General features: G+C 69.3%; 25 protein-coding genes. 22 read left to right on the top strand and 3 right to left on the bottom strand.

Annotated features, from left to right (window positions below; all coding sequences use genetic code 11):
• Positions 1-9: 9 nt before the first annotated feature.
• The 4 genes from ACFWF2_RS20335 to ACFWF2_RS20320 all read left to right on the top strand — a co-directional run bounded on the left by ACFWF2_RS20335 (position 10) and on the right by ACFWF2_RS20320 (position 2,820).
• Entirely contained in the window at positions 10-279 is a 270-nt protein-coding gene (locus tag ACFWF2_RS20335; protein WP_229739639.1) for a helix-turn-helix domain-containing protein, read from the top strand.
• 187 nt (positions 280-466) lie between these two features.
• Positions 467-568: a 30S ribosomal protein bS22 gene (locus ACFWF2_RS20330; protein ID WP_003402602.1), complete on the top strand. Its 102-nt coding sequence runs from the start codon at positions 467-469 to the stop codon at positions 566-568.
• A gap of 204 nt (positions 569-772) precedes the next feature.
• Positions 773-1,807, top strand: coding sequence for an NAD-dependent epimerase/dehydratase family protein (locus ACFWF2_RS20325; protein WP_379308983.1), 1,035 nt, complete (start codon positions 773-775; stop codon positions 1,805-1,807).
• Positions 1,804-2,820, top strand: coding sequence for a lysophospholipid acyltransferase family protein (locus ACFWF2_RS20320; protein ID WP_379308982.1), 1,017 nt, complete (start codon positions 1,804-1,806; stop codon positions 2,818-2,820). The genes ACFWF2_RS20325 and ACFWF2_RS20320 overlap by 4 nt, the downstream gene beginning before the upstream one ends.
• Before the next feature lie 101 nt (positions 2,821-2,921).
• Here the strand turns inward: ACFWF2_RS20320 and ACFWF2_RS20315 are convergent, their stop codons facing one another.
• Entirely contained in the window at positions 2,922-3,851 is a 930-nt protein-coding gene (locus tag ACFWF2_RS20315) for an HAD family hydrolase (RefSeq protein WP_379308990.1), read from the bottom strand.
• 184 nt (positions 3,852-4,035) lie between these two features.
• On the opposite strand from ACFWF2_RS20315, the gene ACFWF2_RS20310 reads away from it, so the two are divergent.
• From ACFWF2_RS20310 to ACFWF2_RS20290, 5 genes are all read left to right on the top strand, one after another.
• Positions 4,036-4,317 (top strand): glutaredoxin family protein, encoded by a 282-nt coding sequence (locus ACFWF2_RS20310; RefSeq protein ID WP_379029014.1) that lies wholly within the window; start codon positions 4,036-4,038, stop codon positions 4,315-4,317.
• Between the two features lie 204 nt (positions 4,318-4,521).
• Positions 4,522-5,391 (top strand): redox-sensing transcriptional repressor Rex, encoded by an 870-nt coding sequence (locus ACFWF2_RS20305; RefSeq protein WP_379308981.1) that lies wholly within the window; start codon positions 4,522-4,524, stop codon positions 5,389-5,391.
• A 76-nt stretch (positions 5,392-5,467) separates the two neighbouring features.
• Positions 5,468-6,862, top strand: a complete 1,395-nt coding sequence (locus ACFWF2_RS20300) for a glutamyl-tRNA reductase (RefSeq protein ID WP_379308980.1) — start codon at positions 5,468-5,470, stop codon at positions 6,860-6,862.
• On the top strand, positions 6,859-7,929 hold the full coding sequence (hemC, locus tag ACFWF2_RS20295) for a hydroxymethylbilane synthase (protein WP_379308979.1): 1,071 nt from the start codon (positions 6,859-6,861) through the stop codon (positions 7,927-7,929). The genes ACFWF2_RS20300 and hemC overlap by 4 nt, the downstream gene beginning before the upstream one ends.
• The gene (locus ACFWF2_RS20290; protein ID WP_379308978.1) at positions 7,926-9,497 is read left to right on the top strand and encodes a uroporphyrinogen-III synthase; all 1,572 of its coding nucleotides are present in this window, start codon (positions 7,926-7,928) and stop codon (positions 9,495-9,497) included. The genes hemC and ACFWF2_RS20290 overlap by 4 nt, the downstream gene beginning before the upstream one ends.
• A 56-nt stretch (positions 9,498-9,553) precedes the next feature.
• On the opposite strand, the gene ACFWF2_RS20285 is transcribed toward ACFWF2_RS20290, so the two are convergent.
• Positions 9,554-9,835 (bottom strand): hypothetical protein, encoded by a 282-nt coding sequence (locus tag ACFWF2_RS20285; protein WP_379308977.1) that lies wholly within the window; start codon positions 9,833-9,835, stop codon positions 9,554-9,556.
• A gap of 223 nt (positions 9,836-10,058) precedes the next feature.
• Here ACFWF2_RS20285 and ACFWF2_RS20280 point away from each other — a divergent pair, with 223 nt between their 5' ends.
• From ACFWF2_RS20280 to ACFWF2_RS20255, 6 genes are all read left to right on the top strand, one after another.
• Positions 10,059-11,237: a serine hydrolase domain-containing protein gene (locus tag ACFWF2_RS20280; protein ID WP_379308976.1), complete on the top strand. Its 1,179-nt coding sequence runs from the start codon at positions 10,059-10,061 to the stop codon at positions 11,235-11,237.
• A gap of 42 nt (positions 11,238-11,279) precedes the next feature.
• Positions 11,280-12,257, top strand: a complete 978-nt coding sequence (hemB, locus tag ACFWF2_RS20275; RefSeq protein ID WP_378847921.1) for a porphobilinogen synthase — start codon at positions 11,280-11,282, stop codon at positions 12,255-12,257.
• Positions 12,254-12,766, top strand: coding sequence for a hypothetical protein (locus ACFWF2_RS20270; protein WP_379308975.1), 513 nt, complete (start codon positions 12,254-12,256; stop codon positions 12,764-12,766). The genes hemB and ACFWF2_RS20270 overlap by 4 nt, the downstream gene beginning before the upstream one ends.
• 265 nt (positions 12,767-13,031) lie before the next feature.
• Positions 13,032-13,472: a hypothetical protein gene (locus ACFWF2_RS20265; RefSeq protein WP_379308974.1), complete on the top strand. Its 441-nt coding sequence runs from the start codon at positions 13,032-13,034 to the stop codon at positions 13,470-13,472.
• On the top strand, positions 13,469-13,738 hold the full coding sequence (locus tag ACFWF2_RS20260) for a hypothetical protein (protein WP_379308973.1): 270 nt from the start codon (positions 13,469-13,471) through the stop codon (positions 13,736-13,738). The genes ACFWF2_RS20265 and ACFWF2_RS20260 overlap by 4 nt, the downstream gene beginning before the upstream one ends.
• 83 nt (positions 13,739-13,821) lie before the next feature.
• Positions 13,822-14,043: a hypothetical protein gene (locus ACFWF2_RS20255; protein ID WP_189025524.1), complete on the top strand. Its 222-nt coding sequence runs from the start codon at positions 13,822-13,824 to the stop codon at positions 14,041-14,043.
• Here the strand turns inward: ACFWF2_RS20255 and ACFWF2_RS20250 are convergent.
• Positions 14,040-14,426 carry a hypothetical protein gene (locus ACFWF2_RS20250; RefSeq protein WP_379308972.1) on the bottom strand — a complete coding sequence of 129 codons (387 nt, stop codon included), beginning with the start codon at positions 14,424-14,426 and terminating at the stop codon, positions 14,040-14,042. The two genes, ACFWF2_RS20255 and ACFWF2_RS20250, sit on opposite strands and share 4 nt — an antisense overlap.
• Positions 14,427-14,631: 205 nt before the next feature.
• Here ACFWF2_RS20250 and hemL point away from each other — a divergent pair, with 205 nt between their 5' ends.
• The 7 genes from hemL to ccsB all read left to right on the top strand — a co-directional run bounded on the left by hemL (position 14,632) and on the right by ccsB (position 20,976).
• Positions 14,632-15,969, top strand: a complete 1,338-nt coding sequence (gene hemL / locus ACFWF2_RS20245; RefSeq protein ID WP_379308971.1) for a glutamate-1-semialdehyde 2,1-aminomutase — start codon at positions 14,632-14,634, stop codon at positions 15,967-15,969.
• Between the two features lie 116 nt (positions 15,970-16,085).
• Entirely contained in the window at positions 16,086-16,703 is a 618-nt protein-coding gene (locus tag ACFWF2_RS20240; protein WP_378847931.1) for a histidine phosphatase family protein, read from the top strand.
• Positions 16,700-17,341 carry a TlpA disulfide reductase family protein gene (locus ACFWF2_RS20235; protein WP_379308970.1) on the top strand — a complete coding sequence of 214 codons (642 nt, stop codon included), beginning with the start codon at positions 16,700-16,702 and terminating at the stop codon, positions 17,339-17,341. Before ACFWF2_RS20240 ends, ACFWF2_RS20235 begins: the two co-directional genes overlap by 4 nt.
• A 56-nt stretch (positions 17,342-17,397) precedes the next feature.
• A complete protein-coding gene (locus ACFWF2_RS20230) occupies positions 17,398-17,565 on the top strand; it encodes a hypothetical protein (protein ID WP_379308969.1) in 168 nt (55 codons plus the stop codon).
• Entirely contained in the window at positions 17,565-18,377 is an 813-nt protein-coding gene (locus ACFWF2_RS20225) for a cytochrome c biogenesis CcdA family protein (protein ID WP_189025531.1), read from the top strand. The genes ACFWF2_RS20230 and ACFWF2_RS20225 overlap by 1 nt, the downstream gene beginning before the upstream one ends.
• Entirely contained in the window at positions 18,377-20,011 is a 1,635-nt protein-coding gene (locus ACFWF2_RS20220) for a cytochrome c biogenesis protein ResB (protein WP_379308968.1), read from the top strand. The genes ACFWF2_RS20225 and ACFWF2_RS20220 overlap by 1 nt, the downstream gene beginning before the upstream one ends.
• Positions 20,011-20,976, top strand: coding sequence for a c-type cytochrome biogenesis protein CcsB (gene ccsB / locus ACFWF2_RS20215; protein ID WP_379308967.1), 966 nt, complete (start codon positions 20,011-20,013; stop codon positions 20,974-20,976). Before ACFWF2_RS20220 ends, ccsB begins: the two co-directional genes overlap by 1 nt.
• Positions 20,977-20,989: the final 13 nt, after the last annotated feature.

Below are 20,989 nucleotides of genomic sequence, written 5' to 3'. Positions count from 1 at the left end.
GCGAACAGAATGTCTGCAAGCAATTCACCGGCGTCGGGCGGTGGATCGGGTTCTTCCGGTCCGCGGGTCGGCTCCACGCAGGGACAACCGGTGATCGGCGGTGGCACGCAGTTTCTCACCGTCGCCGAAGTCGCCGATCTCATGCGGGTGTCGAAGATGACGGTGTATCGGCTCGTGCACTCGGGTGAACTGCCCGCGGTGCGGGTCGGCCGCTCGTTCCGGGTGCACGCGAAGGCGGTGCACGACTACCTGGAGACGTCCTACTTCGACGCGGGCTGAACCAGCCCGCCAGGTACAAGGGCGGTTTCGTCGCTGCTCGGGTGTCCCGGTAGCATGAACCCTCGGTTCGTGTCCGCCTGCCGGTGGCACCGCTTCGTGGTGTCCGGTGCGCCCCGGCGGCGCGGGCACCAGACGACGCACGCGACACCGCGTGTGTATGCCGAGTAGAGAAACGCGAGGAAACCCTATGGGTTCTGTGATCAAGAAGCGCCGCAAGCGTATGTCGAAGAAGAAGCACCGCAAGCTGCTTCGCCGCACGCGTGTTCAGCGGCGCAAACTCGGCAAGTAAGCCTGCGTGCCTACGCGAGCCCGTCACCTTCGGAGGTGGCGGGCTTGTGTTTTCTTACAGCGTCATCGTTAAAAGCTTGTTGATCGTGTCGGTGGGTGGCGCGAATGCGGCTACTCTGGTACGCGGGAAAACACTAGAAGCAGGGGGCTTTGAGTGGGGCCAGGTCCGAGTTCTGATACACGGGAACGACACGTTCCGAAGGTAGTGCTGGTGACCGGTGCCAGCCGCTTCTTCGGTAGCAACGTCGCGTCCCGGCTCGCCGTGGAACCGGGTGTCGAGCACGTGATCGCCGTCGACACGATGACCCCGAGCCGGGAGCTCCGCCGTCGCATGGGCAGCGCCGAGTTCGTGCGCGCCGACATCAGGAATCCGCTGATCCGCAAGGTCGTCGAGGGCAACGACGTCGATACCGTCGTGCACGCGGCCGTGCTCACCCGTCCGCCCGCCGGTGGCGGTCGCGCGGTGATGAAGGATCTCAACGTCCTCGGCACGATGCAGTTGCTCGCCGTGTGTCAGAAGGCGCCGTCGGTGCGGCGCGTTGTCGTCCGGTCGTCCTCGGCGGTGTACGGCTGCAGCGCCAAGGATCCGGTGAAATTCACCGAGGAAATGGGCGCGCGTACCCCACCGTCCGGTTGGTTTGCGCGCGACATGATCGATATCGAAGCGCTGGTGCGCGGAATGGCGCGGCGCAGGCCCGATATTTCCGCATCGATTCTGCGTTTCGCGCCGATCGTCGGTCCCCGGCTGGCCGATCGCGGCGTGCAATATCTGCGTTCGCCGATCACGCCGACCGTGCTCGGTCGCGAAGCCAGGCTGCAATTGCTGCACGAGGAAGATGCTGTCGCCGTACTGGTGCACGCCGCATTACGCGCGCACGGCGGTACCGTGAATATCGCGGGCGACGGCGCGCTGGCCATGTCGCAGGCGATCCGCCGGGCAGGGCGCATAGTCGCGCCGGTGCCGTTCTTCGTTTTCCGCACTGTCGGGCGCACGCTGATGGGCCCGGTCATGCGCGGATTCAGTGGCGAACAACCCGACTACTTCTACTTCGGTTGCGGGCTCGACACCACCCGCATGCGGACCGAACTCGGTTTCACCCCCCGCTGGACCACGGTCCAGGCATTCGACGATTTCATCGCGGGCGCAGCGTTGCGGCCCGTCGTCGATCCGAAATGGATCGACGCCGCGGAAACCAAACTGCTCGGCCTCATCGGGGCCGGTTCGGGAGCGCATACATGAACGAGGGAGCGAAAGTAATTCGTCTCGACGTGAATGTCGAGGCCCGACAAAGACCACCGGCGCGGCGTTGGCCCGACCAGCCGGTGCAGGCCACCCCGGTCACCTCGCTGAGCGAGCGCAGGCCCGGCATGCCGACCAGGCCGCCGAAGACCCTGTCCGAGATCGTCCGCGGCGCCCTCGGCGCGCAGATCGAGAACGCCGCGGAGTTCGCGCGGCGCAGGTTCACCGGCGACTACCAGGTCGACGAGTTCGGCTACGACGAGCACCTGCTCGAGTCGGTCATCCTGCCCGCGCTGCGGCCGCTGTCGGATTACTGGTTCCGGGTCGAGGTCGCTGGCATCGAGAACATCCCCGCGTCCGGTGGCGCGCTGATCGTCGCCAACCACGCGGGCACCGTGCCGCTCGACGGGCTGATGCTGCAGCTGGCCATCCACGACAAGCATCCGAGTCGGCGCGCGCTACGGCTGCTGGCCGCCGACCTGATCTTCGAGCTGCCGATGCTCGGTGCGCTGGCCCGCAAGGCCGGGCACACGCTGGCCTGCCATCCCGATGCCGAGCGTCTGCTGCGTTCCGGCCAGATCGCGGGTGTGTTCCCCGAGGGCTTCAAGGGCGTCGGCAAGAACTACGCCGACCGCTACAAGCTGCAGCGCTTCGGCCGCGGCGGATTCGTCTCCGCGGCCGTGCGCACCGGGGTGCCGATCATCCCGTGCTCGATCGTCGGCTCCGAGGAGATCTACCCGAAGCTGGCCGACATCAAGCCGCTGGCCCGCCTGCTCGGCCTGCCGTACTTCCCGGTGACCCCGCTGTTCCCGCACCTTGGCCCGCTGGGCGCGATTCCGCTGCCGTCGAAGTGGTACATCGAATTCGGCGAGCCGATCGCCACCACGGCCTACGAGCCGGAAGAGGCCGACGACCCGATGACGATGTTCGAGGTCACCGACCAGGTCCGGGAAACAATCCAGCAGACCCTTTACAAACTGCTCGCCAAGCGCAGAAACACCGTGATGGGCTAGAACGCGCAACCAACCAGCTCCCAGCTGCCGCCCTCATAGCGCAAGACCGACAGCCAACGGTCGAGCTTCCGGAAGGCCCGCTGAATACGCGGGGAGGCGGGCTAGCCCGCCCGCTTTCGGGTGATCGCCGCGGCGACCGCGCCGCCCGCCGCACCCAGCGCGAGGGCGGTGGGGACGCCGATCTTGGCGGCCTTGCGGCCGGTGCGGAAGTCGCGGATCTCCCAGCCCCGGTTCTTGGCGACCTCGCGCAAATCCGAGTCGGGGTTGATCGCGACCGCGGTGCCGACCAGCGACAGCATGGGCACGTCGTTGTGGCTGTCGGAGTAGGCCGTGCAGCGCTTGAGGTTGAGGCCCTCGCGGATGGCCAGGGTGCGCACCGCGTGCGCCTTGCCGAGGCCGTGCAGGATGTCACCGACCAGCCTGCCGGTGAACTTGCCGTCGACGCTCTCGGCGACCGTGCCGAGGGCGCCGGTCAGGCCGAGGCGCTTGGCGATGACATTGGCCAGCTCCACCGGCGTCGCGGTCACCAGCCAGACCTGCTGGCCGGCGTCGAGGTGCATCTGGGCGAGCGCGCGGGTGCCGGGCCAGATCTTGTCGGCGATGATCTCGTCGTAGATCTCCTCGCCGAGCGCGGCGAGTTCGGCGGTCGGGCGGCCCGCGATGAAGCTGAGCGCCTTCTCCCGGCCCGAGGCCATGTCGGAGGAGTTCTCCTTGCCGGTGACCCGGAATTTCACCTGCTTCCAGGCGACGTCGACCAGGTCGGAGGTCTTGAAGTATTTGCGCGCGGCCAGACCGCGGGCGAAGTGCACGATCGAGGCGCCCTGCACCAGGGTGTTGTCGACGTCGAAGAACGCAGCCGCCGTCAGATCGCGCGGTACCTCGGGGCCCGCGTCGTCGCCCTGTTCGGCGAGTTCGGCATCGTGCAGGGTGAGCGCGGCGTCGGCGCTGGCCTCACCGGCCAGGTTGGCGCGCAGCTCCTCCTCGCTCGGCCCGAACGGACTGCGCGGCAGCCGTGCGAACTGTTCCTGCAGTTCCTGGCCGAGGCGGCTTGGCTGCCACCGCGCAGGGAACTCCCCGAATCGTCCTGCGACGAATCCGGCCCTAGCCACCTTCGAACGTTCCGGCACCAGTACCCTCCGCTAGTCGCGCGAACCATGTCCACAGTAACCGGATTCACCGACAACCCGCGGCGGGCCCGAGGATTAAATAGAGCTCATGACTAATCCCACACCCACCGTGACCCTGTTGACGCGAGCCGGTTGCGGCCTGTGCAGCATCGCACTGGCGCAATTGGAGACGATCTGTGGTGATTTCGGTCTCCCGGTGCACACCGTAGACGTCGACGAAGCCGCGGTCAGCGACCCCGGACTGCGCGCCGAATACGGCGATCGGCTGCCCGTGGTCCTGTTGGACGGCCGTGAACACAGCTATTTCGACGTCGACGAGCCACGTTTGCGGGCCGACTTGAGCCGTTTCGCTGGTCGCGGCGGAAAATGAGGCCAATTTCACCGACTTTGTGAACGCCTGCACAAGCGGTTACGGTGGTGGCACGCAATCCGCACCGCCGCCCCAAGCAGCGGCGGTGGCCGGGTTTGCACAGCCCCCCATGGCACGCGTCGCGCTCGCGACGCAGTGACCCACACCGGTGAACGAACGACAGGAACCGGACCGCGATCAGGCCCGGCACGAGGAGCCGACGACGTGACAGAGCAGCATGAGACGCCAGGTGGCGTCTCCGGCAAGGCTCTTCAGAGGGATATCCCCCAGGCCACGGTGACTCGTCTTGCTACCTATCTCCGGGTTCTCGCCGGGTTGGCCGACGAGGGTGTAGCCATCGTATCGAGTGAGGAACTTGCTGTCGCGGCGGGTGTCAATTCGGCCAAGCTGCGCAAGGATCTTTCCTTCCTCGGACCCAACGGCGTGCGGGGTGTCGGCTATGACGTAGCCAAGTTGCGCACCAGGATCGAAGATGTGCTCGGTCTGTCGCAGGGACATCGGGTGGTGCTGATCGGTGCGGGCAATCTGGGCCGCGCCCTGGTCGGCTACGGCGGTTTCGGGGTACGTGGCTTCACCGTGGTCGGGATCTTCGACAACGCCCCCGCGGTGATCGGTCAGACGTACGCCGGTCTCGTCGTGCGCGATGTCGAGCAGCTCACCGAGCAGATTCCGGCGCTCGCGCCGACCATCGCGGTACTCGCCGTGCCGGACGAGGCCGCCCAGGACGTGTGTGACCGGCTCGTCGCCGCCGGGCTCCCGTCGATCTTGAGCTTCGCCCCGTGTGCCCTGCTCACGCCGGCCCATGTGGAGGTTCGCCGCGTCGACCTGGCGATGGAGCTGCAGATGCTCTCCTTCGACGCCGCCCGCAACGACGCGCCCGCCCTGCCCGAGGTGGCTCAGGCCGGGTCCGGCCGGATCGCGCGCCGGGTGCCGACGCAGAACCATCCCGCCCTCACGCACCCCGCGCCGGTCGAACCGGCGCGCGGCAGGCCGCAGCGCCGCACCGCGCCGCACTCGGCCACCCCGCATTCGGCAACGGAGCCAAGCACCAAGGGATCGGTGATCACGCCATGAGCGAGCGCCAGCGAGCGAATCAGCAGGCCAGCGCGCGGACGCGCATGACGGCGCCGAGCGCAAGCGAGGTGCGGTCATGAGTGTCCTGCTCGTCGGAATTTCTCATCGGAGTGCGCCGGTCTCGGTGCTCGAGAAGGTCGCCATCAGTGAGGCCGACCGCCCGAAGCTGGTCGACCGGCTGCTCGAGTCGAGCCATGTGTCCGAGGCGATGATCGTCTCCACCTGCAACCGCGTCGAGGTCTACGCCGTGGTCGACGCCTTCCACGGCGGGCTCGGCGAGGTCAGCGAACTGCTGACCAAGCATTCCGGCCTGCCGCTCGGCGATCTGACCAGGCACGCCTACGTGCGCTACAGCGAGGCCGCGGCCGAGCACCTGTTCGCGGTCGCCAGCGGCCTCGACTCGATGGTCGTCGGCGAGCAGCAGGTGCTCAGCCAGATCCGCAGCGCCTACGCCAGCGCCGACGGGCAGCAGGCGGTCGGGCGCACCATGCACGAGCTGGCCCAGCACGCGCTGCGGGTCGGCAAGCGGGTGCACTCGGAGACCGGCATCGACCGGGCGGGCGCCTCGGTGGTGTCGGTGGCGCTGGACCGGGCGCGTGGCGTCGTCGGCGATCTCGCGGGCCGCACCGCGGTGGTGCTCGGCGCCGGTGCGATGGGCGGGCTGGCCGTCGCGCATCTGTCGCGGGCCGGCATCGGCCGGATCATCGTCGTCAACCGCACGCTCGATCGTGCGCAGCGCTTGGCCGAGACCGGTCGCAGCATGCACGGCGTCGACGCCGAGGCCGTGGAGATGTCGCGCCTCACCGAGGCGATGGCGGCCGCGGACGTCGTCATCACCTGTACCGGCGCGGTCGGTGCGGTCGTCACACTGGCCGACACCCACCGCGCGCTCGCTGACCGGGCCCGCACCGACGCCGCCGAACATCCGCTGGTCTTCTGCGATCTCGGCCTGCCTCGCGATGTGGAGCACGCCGTGGCGGGTCTGCCCGGCGTCGCCGTCATCGACATCGAATCGCTGCAGCGCGATCCGGCCGCGGGCGCCGCGGCCGACGACACCGCCGCCGCGCGTCAGATCGTCGCCGACGAACTCGCGAAATATCTTGCCGGGCAACGCATGGCGGAGGTCACCCCGACGGTGGCCGCACTGCGTCAGCGCGCCGCCGAAGTGGTGGAAGCCGAACTGCTCCGCCTGGATTCGCGGCTACCCGACTTGGCCGATCCGGCTCGCGACGAGGTGGCGCGCACCGTTCGCCGCGTCGTCGACAAGCTGCTGCACGCGCCGACGGTGCGCGTCAAGCAGTTGGCATCGACGCCGGGTGGCGACAGCTACGCCGAGGCGTTGCGTGAGCTGTTCGAACTGAAACCCGGTGCGGTGCAAGCGGTTGCCGCTCCCATGGAGGTCGCTGCGGGCGAGTCCGCGCTGGCCGACGACTTCACCGCAGGACACCTCGGCGATGGGCAGGACTCATGATCACGACAGTGCAGGAAGAGGACACCGTGACCGCAGGCAGCAGCAGTGCGCCGTGGCGGATCGGCACGCGCGGCAGCCTGCTCGCGCTGACACAGGCGGGCACCATCCGTGATGCGCTGATCGCCGCGGGTCAGCCCGCCGAACTGGTCGTGATCAAGACGCCCGGTGATCTGTCGTCGGATCCGGTCCAGAAGATCGGCGTCGGCGTGTTCACCTCGGCGCTGCGCGACGAGCTCGCCGCGGGTGGCATCGACATCGCGGTGCACTCCTACAAGGACCTCCCCACCGCGCAGGACCCGCGCTTCACCATCGCCGCCATCCCGCCCCGCGAGGACCCGCGCGACGCGCTGGTCGCCCGCGACGGACTGGTCCTCGGTGAACTGCCCGCCGGCGCCAAGGTCGGCACCTCGGCGCCGCGGCGCGCCGCCCAGCTGCGGGCACTCGGCCTGGGCCTCGACATCGTCCCGCTGCGCGGCAACATCGACTCCCGGTTGCGCAAGGTGAGCGAGGGTGAACTCGACGCGATCGTCATCGCCCGCGCCGGTCTGGCCAGAATCGGGCGGACCGACGCGATCACCGAATCGCTCGAGCCGGTGCAGATGCTGCCCGCCCCTTCGCAGGGCGCCCTCGCGGTGGAATGCCGCAGTGACGACCCGCAGCTGATCGAGATCCTCGCCGGTCTGGACGACGCGCCGACCAGGGCCGCCGTGCTGGCCGAGCGTTCGCTGCTCGGTGAGCTCGAGGCGGGCTGCACCGCGCCGATCGGCGCCATCGCCGAGGTCGTCGAGTCGATCGACGAGGACGGCCGCATCTTCGAGGAACTGTCGCTGCGGGCCTGCGCGGCCGCGATCGACGGCTCCGACGTCCTGCGCGCCTCGATCGTCGGCGCGCCGCGCGACGCCGAGGAGCTCGGCCGCGCACTCGCGCGCGATCTGCTGGATCTGGGCGCTCGCGCATTGCTGAGCGTCGCGGACGAGCCGGAACCGGAGGTCGGTTCCCCCACACAGGCGGTGAACACCCCCGCCCCAGACTTCACCAATTCCAGCCCGATGGAGAACAACCGATGAGCAGCCGAGGCACCAAGAAGCAACCAGGGCGGATCCTTTTCGTCGGATCCGGCCCCGGCGACCCGGCCCTGCTGACCGTGCGCGCCCGTGAGGTGCTCGAGCGGGCGACGCTGGCGTTCACCGACCCCGACGTCGACAAGGGCGTGCTCGCGCTGATCGGCATCGCCGTCGAGGCGGGCGAGGACGGCGAGCGCCCGGTCGACGTGCGTCCGGCGCTCGGCGAACCCGCCGAGGTGGCCAAGACGCTGATCGCCGAGGCCCGCGGCGGACACGATGTGGTGCGCGTCGTCGCGGGCGATCCGCTGACCACCGATTCGGTGATCAACGAGGTCAACGCCGTCACCCGCTCGCACATGGTGTTCGAGGTGCTGCCCGGCCTGCCGAACGGCTCGGCGGTGCCCAGCTACGCGGGTATCGCCCTCGGTTCCGGGCACACCGAGGCGGACGTGCGCGGCGAGGTCGACTGGGCTGCGCTGGCCGCCGCCCCCGGTCCGCTGGTGCTGAGCGCCACCTCCGGGCACCTGGCCGAGACCGCGAGCGCGCTGGTCGAACACGGCCTTGCCCCGCAGACTCCGGTCGCGGTGACCGTGCGTGGCACCACCCGTCAGCAGCGCACCATCGAGGCGACGCTGGCCACCCTGAACAACGCCGCCTCCGAGCTGGTCGGCCCGCTGGTCGTGACGGTCGGCAAGGAAGTGGACAAGCGCTCGAAGATGTCGTGGTGGGAGTCGCGTGCCCTGTACGGCTGGACCGTGCTGGTGCCGCGCACCAAGGACCAGGCCGGCGAGATGAGCGAGCGGCTGGTGACCCACGGCGCCATCCCGATGGAGGTGCCGACCATCGCTGTCGAGCCGCCGCGCAGCCCCGCGCAGATGGAGCGCGCGGTGAAGGGCCTGGTCGACGGCCGCTACCAGTGGGTGGTGTTCACCTCCACCAACGCGGTGCGCGCGGTGTGGGAGAAGTTCGCCGAGTTCGGCCTCGACGCGCGGGCGTTCTCCGGTGTGAAGATCGCCTGCGTCGGCGAGGCCACCGCGGAGAAGGTGCGCTCGTTCGGCATCAACCCCGAGCTGGTGCCGAGCGGCGAACAGTCCTCCGAGGGCCTGCTCGCCGACTTCCCGCCCTACGACGACGTGTTCGACCCGGTCAACCGGGTGCTGCTGCCGCGCGCCGACATCGCCACCGAGACCCTCGCCGAGGGCCTGCGCGAGCGCGGCTGGGAGATCGACGACGTCACCGCCTACCGCACCGTGCGCGCCTCGCCGCCGCCGGCGGAGACCCGCGAGATGATCAAGACCGGCGGCTTCGACGCGGTCCTGTTCACCTCGTCCTCCACGGTCCGCAACCTGGTCGGAATCGCGGGCAAGCCGCACGCGCGCACCATCGTTGCCTGCATCGGCCCGAAGACGGCCGAGACCGCGATCGAGTTCGGTCTGCGCGTGGACGTGCAGCCCGAGACCGCGCAGGTTGGTCCGCTGGTGGAGGCGCTGGCCGAGCACGCCTCGCGCCTGCGCGCGGAGGGCCTGCTGCCACCGCCGCGGAAGAAGAGCCGCCGCAGCAGCAGCCGCTAGTCCGCGCAGACACCCCGAAGGCCCGCCCACCGTGGCGGGCCTTCGGCGTATCAGCGTCATCGGCTGTAGCGCAGCAGCGTGCGCACCAGCCGGCAGGTGGCGTCGGACGGCGGGCGTAGTTCGATCTGGTCGGCGGTGCGCCGGATCGTCTCGTTGGTGGCCTGGTTCGGCAGATACACCCCGGAATCCAGGAGCGCGATCGTCAATCGCATGGCCTTGAGCCTGCGGTTGTGCGCCACGTACCAGCGACGCGGCCTGCCGGCGGGCAGGCGCTTCTTCTCCAGCGGCACATACGGTGCGGTGATGAACCCGGACTTCGATGCGGCAATGGCGTTCATGGCGTCCTCCCGTCGCGAATGGGTCCCGCCCCCGATCGTCGGGAACCCTCGAACACGCTTTCGATTGTAGCGAGGGGGTCCGACAAGTTTCGTCGATCTCGCGCGGAAGCCATTGAGCTCCAGTGGGATTCGAGTTTATCCACAGGTGCGCCGCGGCTCGTCGCCGGGCGGCTGTCTGACCCGTGTGGTCTAGTGGGCCACAGATGTCACGGGAGGAGACACGATGACGGTGGACGAGATCGGCAAGCGCCTCGGCGCCCATGTCGAGGCGGACGAACTGCTCGGCCTGGCCTGGCTCGTCTCGACCGGCGACCAGGTGGTGACCGGCACGGCGGGTCATCTCGACGAGTCGCGCGCCGCGCCCGTGCGCACCGACACCATCTTCCGTATCTCCTCGATGACCAAACCGGTCACCGCGGTCGCGGCCTCGATCCTGATCGACGACGGCGTGCTCGACCCCACCGAGCCCGTCGATCGCCTGCTGCCCGAACTCGCAGGCCGCCGCGTGCTGACGCATCCGGCCGCCGAGATCACCGATACCGTCGCGGCGCAGCGCCCGATCACCGTCGACGACCTGCTCACCTTCCGGCTCGGCTGGGGCATGGACTTCGCCGACTTCTCGCCCAAGCCGCTCGACGCCGCCTGGAGCGAGCTCGGCCTGGGCTGGGGCCCGCCGATGCCCGCCCGGATGCCTGCGCCGGACACCTGGCTCGAACGGCTCGGCACGCTGCCGCTGCAGTACCAGCCGGGGGAGCGCTGGCTCTATCACGTCGGCGCGCCGATCCTGGGCTTCCTGGTGACCAGGGCCGCGGGCATGCCCCTCTCGGAGTTCCTGGCCCAGCGCGTCTTCGGCCCACTCGGCATGGTCGACACCGGCTTCTCTGTTTCGGCGGACACGATCGACCGCTTCGGGCCGCACTACGCCGACCGGGACGGCACGCGCATCGTCTTCGACCCGGTCGACGGACAGTGGAGCACACCACCCGCGTTCGAGGGCGGCGGCGACGGACTCGTCTCCACCCTCGCCGACTATCACCGGTTCGCCCGCATGTTGCGCGACGGCGGCGAACTCGACGGCACCCGGATCCTGTCCGAACAGGCGGTGGCCGCGATGACGCGCGACCACCTCACCGCCGAACAGCTGGCCCGCGGCGGGCCGAACCCGGACGGCAGCGCGGGCTGGGGCTACGGGGTAGGTGTCCAGCTCAGCGACCTGGCGGACGGTCCGCGCGCCGGCTCGTACGGGTGGTCCGGCGGCCTCGGCTCCACGTGGTCCAACGACGGTGCGGTGACCGGCATCCTGCTCACCAACCAGACGTGGAGCTCGGCCGGTCCACTCCCGGTGTTTGCCACCTTCGAGTCGATCTTGGGCGAGGTGGCCCGTGCGGGGGAGGCCGCGTAGGCGCCGACGCGAGGCCGCGCGCGCAGGCGTATTCTGCGGTCTATGACCGCTTTCGACCGCCCGCGGCGGTTGCGCAGGACTCCCGCTATGCGTCGGCTCGTCGCCGAAACCACGCTCGAGCCGCGTCAGCTGGTGCTGCCGATGTTCGTCGCCGACGGTATCGATGAACCGCGCGAGATCAGCTCGATGCCCGGCGTGTATCAGCACTCGCTCGACTCGCTGCGCAAGGCTTCCGTCGAAGCGGTGACCGCCGGTGTCGGCGGCCTGATGCTGTTCGGCGTGCCCCGGCCCGAGGACAAGGACGCCACCGGCAGCCAGGCCAGCGACCCCAACGGCATCCTCAACCGCGGCCTGCGCGCGCTGTCCGAGGAGGTCGGCGACGCGACCGTCGTCATGGCCGACACCTGTCTGGACGAGTTCACCGATCACGGCCACTGCGGTGTCATCGGCACCGACGGCGCGGTCGACAACGACGCCACCCTGCACCGGTACGTGGAGATGGCGCTGGCCCAGGCCGAGGCAGGCGCCGATCTGCTCGGCACCAGCGGCATGATGGACGGCCAGGTCGGCGCGATCCGGCGCGGGCTGGACGCGGTCGGTCGCACCGACACCGCCATCCTGGCCTACGCGGCCAAGTACGCCTCCGCCTTCTACGGCCCGTTCCGCGAGGCCGTCGGCTCGTCGCTGGAAGGTGATCGCCGCACCTACCAGCAGGATCCGGCCAACCGCCGCGAATCGCTGCGCGAACTCGATCTCGACCTCGCCGAGGGCGCCGACATCGTGATGGTGAAGCCGGCGATGTCCTACCTCGACATCCTGCGCGACGTCGCCGACCGCTCGACGGTCCCGGTGGCCGCGTACCAGATCTCCGGCGAGTACGCGATGATCACCGCCGCCGCCGAGCGCGGCTGGATCGACCGCAGGGCCGCGATCCTGGAGTCGCTGATCGGCATCCGGCGGGCGGGCGCGGACATCGTGCTCACCTACTGGGCGACCGAGGCTGCACACTGGCTGTCGTGATCGTTCCGCCGCGCAAACCCGAAACCCGCCCGATGCCCGAAGACGTCGGCACCGCACGCCAGTTGTGGTGGGCCGTCGCCGGGCTCGGTGTCGTGTACACCGGCGCCGGGATCGCCACCATGACCGGGCAGCGCGACGAGCTGAGCAAGCAGTTCCTCGACGAGATGCACAAGTCGGACCCGAACTTCCCGGCGTCGACCGTCGATGTGATGGTGCTGGTCGCGTTCGTGCTGACCGCGATCGTCGGGCTCGTGCTGGCCGGGGTGACCGTGCTGATCGCCCAGCAACTCGCCCGCGGTAAGTCGTGGGCGCGCACGGTGCTCACGGTCGTCGCGGTCTGGCTCGGCCTCGGCGCGGTCGCCACGATGTTCGCCTTCACCGGCGACACCTCGGTGGCCACGATGATCGCCGGTGGCACCGCGATCGTGCAGGGCGTACTCGCGGTCGGCGCCGCGTATCTGAGTTACCGGCCGGATTCCACCAAGTACTTCCAGCTGAACCGTCGGTGAACGCGAGGTAGACCCCCGCCGTCTCGTTGCGCCGGATCGCCGCAGTGTATGGTGAGCATGCTCACAGTGATTTGGGGTACTCACTGTGACATAGCCGGTAGGGAACCGGCGGAGCGGAGGCAATGATGCGCGTGGTGATCGAACAGCCACACAGCCTGCGACGCGATCTGCTGGTCATCGGATTGATGGTTCTGCTCGCCGTCGTCACCATCGCTCTCATTCTGTTGCCGAGCCTGGTCAGCTGATCCTTCGTCGCAGTACCCCCATGGTCTTGTTCTCCGAGCCCGGCGCGCGATGGCGCGCCGTCGCGTACGGTCCGTTGCTCTGCGCTGTCATCCTGCTGGTGGAATGGCTCGCGGGCGCCACCCTGCACGGGTTCGCCCTGGGTTTCTGCGCCGTCGCCATCGGCGGTTTCACCGTGCTCCAGGTGATCGCGGGACGCACCCATGGCCGGGTCGAACTGACCGACTCCACGCTGCACCAGGGCGTGGAATCGCTGGCACTGGCCGAGGTCGCCGCCGTGCTCCCCGCCGAGGACGACGACGCCGAGCAGGCCAGCCCGCTCGGCGCGCTGAGCGGCATCCCGCGCCGTCGCCGCGGCATCGGCTTGCGCCTGGTCGACGGCCGGATCGTGCAGGCGTGGGCGATCGACCACATCGGCCTGCGCGCCGCACTGCGCTCCGCCCTGGCAGGATCGCAAGGATGAGACGCTGGATCGCCGCCGCGCTGTTCGAGCTCGGCCTGGCCGTGCTCTGCCTGGCCGGCGCGGCGTACAGCTGGAGCCATGCCCGGCGCACGACCGAATACGTCACCGCCGACGATCATCCCGCGTTCGAGGCCGTCCGCTACGTGCCACCGCTGCTGATCCTGGCCACCGGGCTGGTGATCCTGGCCGGCGTTCTCGTCATCGATGCCGTCGCCAGGATCGTGACCGGAAATGTAGCACCGCGCGTTACCGAAACGATGCACTGAACGAGGCCGAATTTCGATGTGCGCGTTGGGGTTCGGCGCGGATCTCGACGCTCGCGCAGCGGGCAGTGCACGGAGGAACATCGATGACCAAGCTCACCGCAGGATTCTGTACCGCGGCCGCGGCCGTGGCGGCGATCGCCCTGGCAGCGGCACCCGCCCAGGCCGCGGGCCTGCCCCTGACCCCCATGGTTGCCGAGCCGGCCGCCGGCGGCTTCGCCCCGGAGACCGGCTCGAGCGGTATCTACAACGGCATCATGTGCCAGCTGCACACGATCTCGGCTGAAGTTCCCTGCATGTACACCTAATCGGCCCAGTGCTGGTAGACGTCGACGACGCGGCCGCCGCGCGTGCCCGGCGCGTTCAGGTACACGGTGACGGCGCCGTCGGGATGGCTCGCCGCCTCCGTTACCACCTGACGCAGGGTGGCGCGGATGCCGCCGTCGGCGTCGCGGTGCAGAGTCGTGTCGCGGTGCAGGCCGGCGCCGATCCGGTTGGGGGGCACGAACATCGCGATGAGCGCCGGAACCGGACCGGCGCCGAGCGCGACGGTCTCCTCGTGATCGAGCTGGGCGCCGATCCGATCCGGCTGGACCTGCGGCGCGAAGGCGGTGGCCGAGCCCGCGCCGAAGATCAGTGCGGCCGCGACGAACCCTGTACCCAGGGCAATGCTGGTGACGCCGAAACGCATGAAATACCCTTCCGCTATCGCTGAGTTCCCACCGCTCAGTGCCTGAGCAGCCCGCAGCGTAGCCGCAGGCCAACGTGCCTTGATCGAAATCATCAGCGCCTGGGGGCGGCGTGTCGGGCGTGTCGCCGGTGGGTCGCTGCGGTCTGGGTCACTGTGCTCCACCCTGTCGTCCGGCGCGCCGAGGCGAGCTGAGAGACTGGAATCCGTGAGTTCTTCTCCGCGCGCGACCAGGTCATCGGTGCCGGTTTCCGCCCAGCTCTTCGAGCGGGCTGCTTCGGTGATCCCGGGTGGTGTCAATTCCCCGGTCCGTGCGTTCAACTCGGTCGGCGGAACTCCACGGTTCATCGCCTCGGCCAACGGTTGCACCCTGATCGACGCCGACGGCAATTCCTATGTCGATCTGGTCTGTTCGTGGGGCCCGATGATCCTCGGCCACGCGCACCCGGCGGTCGTCGAAGCGGTGCAGCGGGCCGCGACGGGCGGACTGTCGTTCGGTGCGCCGACCGAGGCCGAGATCGAGCTGGCCGAGGCGATCGCCGCGCGGGTCGACCCGGTCGAGCGGGTGCGCCTGGTCAACTCCGGCACCGAGGCCACGATGAGCGCCGTGCGGCTGGCTCGCGGCTTCACCGGCCGGACCAAGATCATCAAGTTCGCCGGCTGCTACCACGGCCACGTCGACGCGCTGCTGGCCGACGCCGGCTCCGGCGTCGCGACGCTGGGTCTGCCCACGTCGCCCGGAGTCACCGGCGCGCAGGCCGCCGACACCATCGTGCTGCCCTACAACGACCTCACCGCCGTCGCCGCAGCGTTCGAGGTCAACCCCGGCCAGATCGCGTGCGTCATCACCGAGGCCGCCGCGGGCAACATGGGCGCGGTCGCGCCGCTGCCCGGTTTCAACGAGGGCCTGCGCACGCTGGCCCACGACAGCGGCGCACTGCTGATCATGGACGAAGTGATGACCGGTTTCCGGGTCAGCGCGTCGGGTTGGTACGGCCGCGAAGGCGTCGCCGGTGACCTCTACACCTTCGGCAAGGTGATGAGCGGTGGCCTGCCCGCCGCCGCGTTCGGCGGTCGCGCCGAGATCATGAACAACCTCGCCCCGCTCGGCCCCGTCTATCAGGCGGGCACCCTCTCCGGTAACCCCGTGGCGGTCGCGGCAGGCCTGGCGACGCTGCGCGCCGCCGACGCCGAGGTGTACGCGGCGCTGGACCGCAATGCCGATCGGCTCGGCTCGCTGTTCGCGAAAGCCCTGACAGAAGCCGGTGTCGAGCATCAGGTCCAGTTCGCAGGCAATATGGTGAGCGTGTTCTTCGCCGACCGCCCGGTGACCGACTATGCCGCCGCCAAGGCGAGCCAGACCTGGCGTTACCCAGCCTTCTTCCATGCCCTGCTCGACGCGGGCGTGTACGCGCCGCCGAGCGCGTTCGAGGCCTGGTTCGTCTCCGCGGCGCTCGACGAGGACGCGTTCGACCGTATCGCCGCCGCTCTGCCCGCCGCCGCCCTCGCGGCCGCGGCCGCAACCCCCGAAGGATCCCCAGCGTGAGCTCCGACCAGCCCGACGCAGAATTCGCCACCCCGGTCGACGGTGACGAGGCGCCGCATCCCGCGCCCGCCGCCGCGCCGCCCGGCCTCGACGACGACCCGTCGACCGTCGAGACCATCGTGCATGTGCTCCGCCACGGCGAGGTGCACAACCCGAACGGCATCCTCTACGGCCGCCTGCCCGGTTTCAGCCTCTCGGTGGCGGGCCGCTCGCAGGCCGGCGCCGTCGCCCGCTCGCTGGCCGACCACGACATCTCCCTGGTGATCGCCTCCCCGCTGCAGCGCGCCCAGGAAACCGCGGCCCCGATCGCCGCCGCCCACGACGTGATCGTGCGCACCGACGAGAACCTGATCGAAGCGGGCAACACCTTCGAGGGCCTGCGCGTGTCCGTCGGCGACGGCGCGCTGCGCAAGCCCCGGCACTGGTGGAAGCTGCGCGACCCGTTCACCCCGTCGTGGGGCGAGCCGTACCTGCAGATCGCGCATCGCATGCTGGCCGCGGTCAACAAGGCCCGCGTCGAGGGCGCCGGTCACGAGGTGGTGCTGGTCTCGCATCAGCTGCCCGTGTGGACGCTGCGCCGGTTCCTGCAGGGCCAGCGGCTGTGGCACGACCCACGCAACCGCCAGTGCTCGCTCGCCTCGTTGACGTCGCTGGTCTACCACGGAGATACCCTGGTAGACATCGTGTACTCCGAACCAGCGGGCGCCTCCGACCCTTCGGTTCACGGCGCATGACACGCTCCACCACGTCGGTCTCCGCCCGCAGCCATCGGCTGCGGGCGATCACTGCCGTCCTGTCCGCGCTGCTGGTGATCGTCGCGGCCGCGGGCTGTTCGACAGGTACCGATGCGGTGGCTACCGGTGGCGGCACCTTCGAATTCGTCTCGCCCGGTGGTAAAACCGATATCTATTACGACCCGCCCGCCTCGCGCGGCACGATCGGCAAGCTCTCGGGGCCCGATCTGATGAACGAGGGAAAGACCGTCTCGGTCGAGGATTTCCCGAACCAGATCGTGGTCGTCAATCTGTGGGGACAGTGGTGTGGCCCGTGCCGCGCCGAGTCGCCCGCACTCGAAAAGGTCTACGCGGCGACCAAAGACAAGGGCGTCGCGTTCCTGGGAATCAACGTCCGCGACCACCAGCGCGACAAAGCCCAGGACTTCGTAGTGGACAACAAGATCGAATACCCGTCCATCTACGACCCGTCGATGCGAACCTTGCTCGCTCTCGGCGGAAACTTTCCCACCAGTGTCATTCCGACCACGTTGATCCTGGATCGTCAGCACCGGGTCGCCGCGGTCTTCCTTCGCTCGCTATTGGCAGAAGATCTGCAGCCCGTGGTCGAGCGCATCGCCGCCGAGGAGAAGCAGTGAGCCGTCGTCGTCCCGGAAATCTGACCGCGTGTCGCCCCCGCCAGGGTGCCCGCCGCATGGGAGCGGGGTGGACCGTCGACGATCGCTGGGCGGGCATCGCGACCGTCCCGCGCAGCGTGGCCGGTGCGGGCCTGTTCGATTTCGGTCCGGCTGAGCCGGCCGAGACCGAGCGCACTCTGTCGTTGCCCCGCGACGAGCAGCATGACGAGGACAGCACCGAGTGATGGTGCTCGCCGCAGTCGGGGATTCCTTCCAGCAGACCGCGGCATCGGGTCCGTTGCTGTTGGCGCTGGGTGCCTGTCTGCTCGCGGGCCTGGTGTCGTTCGCTTCACCGTGTGTCGTGCCGTTGGTGCCGGGGTACCTGTCGTATCTGGCCGGGCTGGTCGGTGCCGAGGCGCCACCGGCCACGGCCGCGCAGGCAGGCGTCCTGACCGCGCAGCGCCGCAGCGCGAAGATGCGCGTCGCCGGCGCCGCCGGACTGTTCGTCGCCGGGTTCACGGTGGTGTTCGTGCTGGCCACGGCCACCGTGTTCGGCGTGATCCAGACCCTCAACGTCAACCGGGAACTGCTGCAGCGCATCGGCGGTGTGGTGACGATTCTGATGGGTCTGGTGTTCATCGGCCTGGTGCCCGCGCTGCAGCGTGACACCAGGATGGAGCCGCGCAGGTTCACCAGCATCGTCGGCGCGCCCCTGCTGGGCGGGGTGTTCGCGCTGGGCTGGACGCCGTGTCTCGGCCCGACGCTGTCCGGTGTGATGGCGGTGTCGGCCGGTACCGAGGGCACGACCGCGGCGCGCGGTGTCGTGCTGATCGTGGCGTACTGCCTCGGGCTCGGGCTGCCGTTCGTCGTGCTGGCGTTCGGGTCGGCCGGTGCGTTGCGCGGGGTCGGCTGGCTGCGGCGCAATTCGCGCACCATTCAGGTAATCGGGGGTGTTCTGCTCGTCGCCGTCGGCGTCGCGCTGGTCACGGGGGCATGGGATCAGTTCGTCGGCTGGGTGCGTGACGGGTTCGTCTCCGAGGTGACTCTCCCGATCTGATGACTGACACACTGACTACTCCGACCACCCCCACCCCGCCCGTCCGGCAGTCGCTGCCTGGCCGTGCCTGGGCCCTGGCCCGCAACACCTGGCGCGGCCTCACCAGCATGCGTACCGCCCTGGTGCTGCTGTTCCTGCTGGCGCTGGCGGCCATTCCCGGCGCCCTGCTGCCGCAGCGCAGCCTGAATGCGCAGAAGGTCGACCAGTACATCGCCGACCGCCCGACCCTTGGCCCGTGGATGGACCGGTTCGAACTGTTCGACGTGTTCGGCAGCTTCTGGTTCACCGCCATCTACGTGCTGCTGTTCATCTCGCTGGTCGGCTGCATCCTGCCGCGCTGCTGGGACCACTACAAGGCACTGCGCACCCCGCCGGTGGCCGCGCCGCGCAATCTCGGCAGGCTGCCGCACCACTTCAGCGAGACCGTCGACCGTGGCGCCGAGGACGTCGTCGAGCAGGCGCGCGGACAGCTGCGTGGCTGGCGCGTCGAGGTGCGGCCTGGCAATCGCGACGGCGAGGTGACGCTGTCCGCGGAGAAGGGCTACCTGCGCGAGTTCGGCAACCTGGTGTTCCACCTGTCGCTGGTGGGGCTGCTGGTCGCGATCGCGCTGGGCAAGCTGTTCGGCTACGAGGGCAATGTCATCGTGATCGCCAACAACGGCCCCGGCTTCTGCACCACCTCGCCCGCGGTGTTCGACTCGTTCCGCGCAGGCAACACCAACGACGGCACCGGCATGACGCCGCTGTGCATCAAGGTGAAGGATTTCAAGGCCGACTACCTGCCCACCGGCCAGGCCGAGATGTTCCGCTCGAACATCGAGTACCAGGCGGGCCAGGACCTGAGCACCGACACCTGGCGCAGCACCGAGCTGCGGGTGAACCATCCGCTGCGTGTCGCCGGTGACCGCGTCTACCTGCAGGGCCACGGGTTCGCGCCGACGTTCACCGTCACCTTCCCGAACGGGCAGACCCGCACCGAGACCATCCAGTGGCGGCCCGACGACGCCCAGACATTCCTGTCCAGCGGTGTGCTGCGGATCGACCCGCCCGGTGGCATGTCCGCCACCGACGAGGAGCGCCGTCAGAACCAGATCGCCATCGAGGGCCTGTTCGCGCCGACGGCGATGTTCCACGGCAGCCTGCTCACCTCGTCGTTCCCGACGATGGACGATCCGGCCGTCGCGGTCGACATCTACCGCGGCAACACCGGCCTCGACACCGGCCGCTCGCAGTCGTTGTTCTCGCTGGACCCGGAGATGATCAAGCAGGGCCGACTCACCAAGGAAGCGCGGGTCAACCTGCGTCCCGGCGAGTCGACCACGCTGCCCAGCGGCGCGAAGGTGACCTTCGACGGCGCGCAGGAGTTCGTGAACCTGCAGGTCTCGCACGATCCGGCGCAGCAGTGGGTGCTGGTGAGCGCGCTGACGATGATGGCCGGTCTGCTGGTGTCGCTGCTGGTGAAACGCCGCCGGATCTGGATCCGGGCGTACCCGGCCGAGGCCGCGGCAGGTACCGTGGATCAACGACGGACCGTAGTAGAAATGGGCGGTCTGGCCAGAAGCGATCAGGCGGGCTGGGGCGGCGAATTCGACCGGCTGCGCGCGCGGGTACTGGACGCGGAAACGGAGAACTGATGCCGATCGACGAAACGCTGTCACGCTACAGCGACTTCGCCTTCATGTCGGCCATGGCGGTCTATGCCCTGGCGACGGTGCTGCTGCTCGTGCAGTACGCCTCGGCGCGGGCCAAGCAGGTTGCCGCGCGCGAACTGGTCACCGCGGGCGCGCCCGCCGACCCGTCGCTGCCCGGCCGCATCGAGACGCCGGTGGCGAAGCCGACCGCCGAGCGGCTCGGCAATATGGCGTTCGCGGTGCTGCTGGTCGGCGCTGTGCTGCACGTCGGCTCGATCGTGCTGCGCGGGTTCGCCACCCATCGCTTCCCGCTGGGCAACATGTACGAGTTCACCACCATGGCCACCGCGGCCGCCGTGGTGATCGGCCTGTACTTCCTGCGCGATCAGCGCTACCGGTCGATGTGGGTGTTCCTGCTTGTCCCGGTGCTGATCCTGATGTTCCTGGCAGGTACGGTCCTCTACGCCGACGCCGCGCCCGTCGTCCCCGCGCTGCGCTCGTTCTGGCTGCCCATCCACGTCACCATCGTCAGCATCGGCAGCGGCGTCTTCCTGGTCTCCGGCGTGGCCAGCCTGCTGTACCTGTACCGCATGCGCCAGCCCGCGGGCGAAGAGTCGAACAACGTCTTCGGCACCATCGCCCGCCGCCTCCCCGACGCCCGCACTCTCGACCAGCTCGCCTACAAGACCACCATCATCGGCTTCCCCCTCTTCGGCGCGGGCGTCATCCTCGGCGCCATCTGGGCCGAAGCCGCCTGGGGCCGCTTCTGGGGCTGGGACCCCAAGGAAACCTGCTCCTTCATCGCCTGGGTCCTCTACGCGGCGTACCTCCACGCCCGAGCCACCTCGGGTTGGCGCGACACCAAGGCCGCCTGGATCAACATCGCCGGCTTCGTCGCCATGCTCTTCAACCTCTTCATCATCAACATGGTGATCAGCGGATTGCACAGCTACGCAGGCCTGAACTGAACGGGCGAATCTC

Source organism: Nocardia sp. NPDC060259 (assembly GCF_042728775.1).
Lineage (GTDB): Bacteria > Actinomycetota > Actinomycetes > Mycobacteriales > Mycobacteriaceae > Nocardia.
Note: the sequence above shows the minus strand (reverse complement) of the source record. Positions and strands in the feature narration are given on the sequence as shown.

What these genes read in the sequence shown, in the direction of transcription:
- ACFWF2_RS20335 (WP_229739639.1), top strand. Translation starts at nt 10, where the DNA reads ATGTCTGCAAGCAATTCACCGGCGTCGGGCGGTGGATCGGGTTCTTCC.
- ACFWF2_RS20330 (WP_003402602.1), top strand. Translation starts at nt 467, where the DNA reads ATGGGTTCTGTGATCAAGAAGCGCCGCAAGCGTATGTCGAAGAAGAAG.
- ACFWF2_RS20320 (WP_379308982.1), top strand. Translation starts at nt 1,804, where the DNA reads ATGAACGAGGGAGCGAAAGTAATTCGTCTCGACGTGAATGTCGAGGCC.
- ACFWF2_RS20310 (WP_379029014.1), top strand. Translation starts at nt 4,036, where the DNA reads ATGACTAATCCCACACCCACCGTGACCCTGTTGACGCGAGCCGGTTGC.
- ACFWF2_RS20300 (WP_379308980.1), top strand. Translation starts at nt 5,468, where the DNA reads ATGAGTGTCCTGCTCGTCGGAATTTCTCATCGGAGTGCGCCGGTCTCG.
- hemC (WP_379308979.1), top strand. Translation starts at nt 6,859, where the DNA reads ATGATCACGACAGTGCAGGAAGAGGACACCGTGACCGCAGGCAGCAGC.
- ACFWF2_RS20290 (WP_379308978.1), top strand. Translation starts at nt 7,926, where the DNA reads ATGAGCAGCCGAGGCACCAAGAAGCAACCAGGGCGGATCCTTTTCGTC.
- ACFWF2_RS20285 (WP_379308977.1), bottom strand. Translation starts at nt 9,835, where the DNA reads ATGAACGCCATTGCCGCATCGAAGTCCGGGTTCATCACCGCACCGTAT.
- ACFWF2_RS20280 (WP_379308976.1), top strand. Translation starts at nt 10,059, where the DNA reads ATGACGGTGGACGAGATCGGCAAGCGCCTCGGCGCCCATGTCGAGGCG.
- hemB (WP_378847921.1), top strand. Translation starts at nt 11,280, where the DNA reads ATGACCGCTTTCGACCGCCCGCGGCGGTTGCGCAGGACTCCCGCTATG.
- ACFWF2_RS20265 (WP_379308974.1), top strand. Translation starts at nt 13,032, where the DNA reads ATGGTCTTGTTCTCCGAGCCCGGCGCGCGATGGCGCGCCGTCGCGTAC.
- ACFWF2_RS20260 (WP_379308973.1), top strand. Translation starts at nt 13,469, where the DNA reads ATGAGACGCTGGATCGCCGCCGCGCTGTTCGAGCTCGGCCTGGCCGTG.
- ACFWF2_RS20255 (WP_189025524.1), top strand. Translation starts at nt 13,822, where the DNA reads ATGACCAAGCTCACCGCAGGATTCTGTACCGCGGCCGCGGCCGTGGCG.
- ACFWF2_RS20250 (WP_379308972.1), bottom strand. Translation starts at nt 14,426, where the DNA reads ATGCGTTTCGGCGTCACCAGCATTGCCCTGGGTACAGGGTTCGTCGCG.
- ACFWF2_RS20235 (WP_379308970.1), top strand. Translation starts at nt 16,700, where the DNA reads ATGACACGCTCCACCACGTCGGTCTCCGCCCGCAGCCATCGGCTGCGG.
- ACFWF2_RS20230 (WP_379308969.1), top strand. Translation starts at nt 17,398, where the DNA reads ATGGGAGCGGGGTGGACCGTCGACGATCGCTGGGCGGGCATCGCGACC.
- ACFWF2_RS20225 (WP_189025531.1), top strand. Translation starts at nt 17,565, where the DNA reads ATGGTGCTCGCCGCAGTCGGGGATTCCTTCCAGCAGACCGCGGCATCG.
- ACFWF2_RS20220 (WP_379308968.1), top strand. Translation starts at nt 18,377, where the DNA reads ATGACTGACACACTGACTACTCCGACCACCCCCACCCCGCCCGTCCGG.
- ccsB (WP_379308967.1), top strand. Translation starts at nt 20,011, where the DNA reads ATGCCGATCGACGAAACGCTGTCACGCTACAGCGACTTCGCCTTCATG.